We start from the raw sequence: 3426 nt of genomic DNA on the forward strand, positions 1-3426 counted from the left end.
AGCTCAGGCGCTTCATCAACATCTACGTCAACGAGGAGGACATCCGCTTCCTCCAGGCGAAGAAGACCGCGCTGAAGGACGGCGACCAGGTGTCCATCGTCCCCGCCATCGCCGGAGGCCGCTGAGGGCGGTGGGCGCGACGACGCGGATGCGCCTGCGCCTGACGTTCCCGGCGCACCTCGTCCAGGAGCCGATCGTCTACCGCCTCGTGAAGGACTTCGACATCGTCATCAACATCCGGCGGGCCGACGTGAAGGCCGACCACGGCTGGATGGCGCTCGAGCTCGACGGCGACCCGGCGGCGCTCGAGCGCGGCGTCCGCTGGCTCAAGGAAAAGGGCGTCCAGGTCGATCCGATCGAGCGCGACGTCATCAGCCCGTAAGTGCCGCCGCCGATCTCGCGCCGCGTCCAGGGGTTCACCGAGTCCGTCATCCGCGAGATGACGCGCGTCGTGAGCCAGCACGGCGGCGTCAACCTGGCCCAGGGCATGCCGAACTTCCCGCCGCCGCCGGAGCTCCTCGAGGCCGCGCACAAGGCACTCGACGGCGACTTCCACCAGTACGCGATCACGTGGGGCGCGCCGTCGCTCCGGCGCGCGATCGCCGACAAGTACCGGAAGTTCTACGGCATGGAGGCCGACCCCGAGCGTCACGTGACCGTCTGCTGTGGCTCCACCGAGACGATGCTCTCGACGCTGCTCGCGGTGCTGAACCCCGGCGACCAGGTCGTCATCTTCGAGCCGTTCTACGAGAACTACGGCCCGGGCTGCATCATCTCGGGGGCCGAGCCCGTCTTCGTGCCGCTCGAGCCCCCCGACTTCGGCTTCGACCCCGACCGGCTCCGGCGGGCGATCACGCCCCGCACGCGGGCGATCGTCGTCAACAGCCCGAACAACCCGACCGGCAAGGTCTTCTCGCGCGGGGAGCTCAAGACGATCGCCGCGCTCTGCCTCGAGCACGACCTGCTCGCGATCACGGACGAGATCTACGAGCACATCGTCTACGACGGCCTCGGCCACACGCCGATCGCGACCCTCCCGGGCATGGCCGAGCGCACGGTCACGATCTCGGGCATCTCCAAGTCGTACTCCGTCACCGGCTGGCGCGTCGGCTACGCCGTGGCCCCGGAGGAGCTCTCCGTGGGCATCCGGCGCGCCCACGACTTCGTCACCGTCGGCGCGCCCCACCCGCTGCAGGAGGCTGCGGTGACGGCGCTCCACCTGCCGGACGCGTACTACGCGCGCCTCCGCGCGGAGTACCAGGCGCGGCGCGACCTCCTCTGGGGCTACCTGGAGGCGGCCGGCTTCTTCGGCTGGAAGCCGCAGGGCGCGTACTACATCCTCACGGACGTCGCCCACTTCATGAAGCGCTACGGCGTCGAAGACGACACCGCGTTCGCCATGTGGCTCATCAAGCACGTGGGCGTGGCCACGGTGCCGGGCTCCTCGTTCTACGCCCACCCCGAGCTCGGCCGCACGAAGATCCGGTTCTGCTTCCCGAAGACCGACGACATGCTTCGGGACGCGGGAGAGCGCCTGCTGAAGCTCCGCCCGTGACGGCGCGCGAGGCCGCGCGCGCCATCTGGCAAGCGGCCCTCGCCGCCGGCGACGTCGCGCCGCTCGTGCGCGCCCACCTCGGCCCCGCGTCCGCCCACGCGCGGGTGCTCGTCCTCGGCTGCGGCAAGGCGAGCGCGGCCATGGCCCGCGCCGCCGAGGAGACGCTGGGCGAGCGCGTCGCCGAGGGGTTCGTCGTCGTCAAGGACGGCTACACCGCGCCGCTCCGGCGGATCCGCCTCGCCGAGGCCGGCCATCCGGTCCCCGACGAGCGCGGCCTGGTGGCGTCGGCGGGGCTCCTCGATCTGGCGCGGAGCGCGCGCGAGGACGACCTCGTCCTGTTCCTGGTCTCGGGCGGCGGCTCGGCGCTCACGCCCGCGCCGGCGCCGCCCGTCACGCTCGCCGAGAAGCAGGAAATCACGCGGCTCCTGCTCGCGGCCGGCGCGCCGATCGAGGAGCTGAACGCGGTGCGGAAGCACCTCTCGCGGTTCAAGGGCGGCCAGCTCGCGCGCGCGGCGTGGCCGGCGACGGTCTTGACGCTCGCCCTCTCCGACGTCATCGGCGATCCGCTGGACGTGATCGCCTCGGGCCCGACCGCGCCCGACCCGACCACGTTCGCCACGGCGCTCGAGGTCCTCGAGCGACGCAGGGTCTGGGTTCGCACGCCCGCCTCGGTCCTCGACCGGATCGAGGCCGGGCTCAAGGGCGAGGTCGAGGAGACGCCGAAGCCGGGTGACCGGGTCTTCAGCCGCGTGACTAATGTGGTCATCGGCAACAACGCGCTCGTGACCGGCGCCGCCGTGGCCGCGGCCGAGCGGCTCGGCTACCGGCCCGAGCTCCTGACCCGCGAGCTCCACGGCGAGGCGCGCACGCTCGCCCGCGAGCTGGTGGAGCGGGCGCGGCGCCTGCCGGCGCCCGCCTGTCTCGTCGCCGGCGGCGAGACCACGGTGACGGTGCGCGGACACGGGAAGGGGGGACGCTGCCAGGAGTTCGCGCTGGCCGTGGCCCTGGAATTGCGGCACGGCGACGGCCTCACGGTGCTCGCCGCGGGCACCGACGGCACCGACGGGCCCACGGACGCCGCCGGCGCGATCGTGGACGAGGGGACGGTGACGCGTGGCGCCGCGGCGGGAGCCGATGCCCGCCGGCAGCTCGAGGACAACGATGCCCACCATTATCTGCGCGCGAGCGGCGATCTCCTCGTCACCGGGCCCACGAACACGAACCTGCTCGATCTCTACGTCGTCCTCAAAGCCTGATGCGCAGCGAATAGGCGAAGCGGTCTAAGTCGCTGAAAAGCCGTCCGGGCGTTCGACTTTCCCACGCGGTTATCCACGGGTCTCACACAGAAGCCGTGGAAAACTCCCGTCGCGACTGCTCGTGTTATTCTTCCCTGGATGTCGCGCGTGAACCTCGTCGGACTCTCGCCTTCCGAGCTCGAAGATCTCGCGGTCGAGCTCGGCGCGTCGCGCTACCGCGGCCGCCAGCTGGCGACCTGGATGTACAAGAAGGGCGTCTTCGACCTCGACGCGATGTCCGATCTCCCGAAAGATTTTCGCGCGCGGCTCGCCGAGCGCGCCGTCATCGAGGTGCCCGAGCCCGAGCGCGTGACGGCGTCGCGGGACGGCAGCCTGAAGCTCGTCTATCGCTTCGCCGACGGCAGCCGGATCAGCTCCGTGAGCATGCCGGACGACGACCGGATCACCCTCTGCGTCTCGACCCAGGTCGGCTGCGGCTTCGAGTGCCGCTTCTGCCTGACCGGGGTGATGGGTCTCGAGCGGAACCTCACGGCGGGCGAGATCGTCGGCCAGGTGCTGGCGGCGAACCGCCTGCTCGGGTCCGAGCGGCGTGTCACGCACATCGTCTTCATGGGG

Annotated in this window: 5 protein-coding genes; all 5 read left to right on the forward strand. The window is 71.2% G+C overall.

Annotation, left to right across the window (positions count from 1 at the left end):
* Nucleotides 1-125 (forward strand): MoaD/ThiS family protein (locus VKG64_08905; GenBank protein ID HKB25159.1); only part of this gene is annotated, 125 nt, incomplete at its 5' end.
* Between the two features lie 5 nt (nucleotides 126-130).
* Nucleotides 131-382: an NIL domain-containing protein gene (locus VKG64_08910; GenBank protein HKB25160.1), complete on the forward strand. Its 252-nt coding sequence runs from the start codon at nucleotides 131-133 to the stop codon at nucleotides 380-382.
* Nucleotides 383-1555, forward strand: a complete 1173-nt coding sequence (locus tag VKG64_08915) for an aminotransferase class I/II-fold pyridoxal phosphate-dependent enzyme (GenBank protein ID HKB25161.1) — start codon at nucleotides 383-385, stop codon at nucleotides 1553-1555.
* Complete coding sequence (locus VKG64_08920) at nucleotides 1552-2811, forward strand: glycerate kinase (protein ID HKB25162.1); 1260 nt, start codon at nucleotides 1552-1554, stop codon at nucleotides 2809-2811. The genes VKG64_08915 and VKG64_08920 overlap by 4 nt, the downstream gene beginning before the upstream one ends.
* Nucleotides 2812-2958: 147 nt before the next feature.
* Nucleotides 2959-3426, forward strand: a 468-nt coding sequence (locus VKG64_08925; GenBank protein HKB25163.1) for a 23S rRNA (adenine(2503)-C(2))-methyltransferase RlmN, incomplete at its 3' end; no start/stop codon positions are given.

Source organism: Candidatus Methylomirabilota bacterium, from assembly GCA_035260325.1.
In the GTDB taxonomy this organism is placed as follows: domain Bacteria; phylum Methylomirabilota; class Methylomirabilia; order Rokubacteriales; family CSP1-6; genus AR19.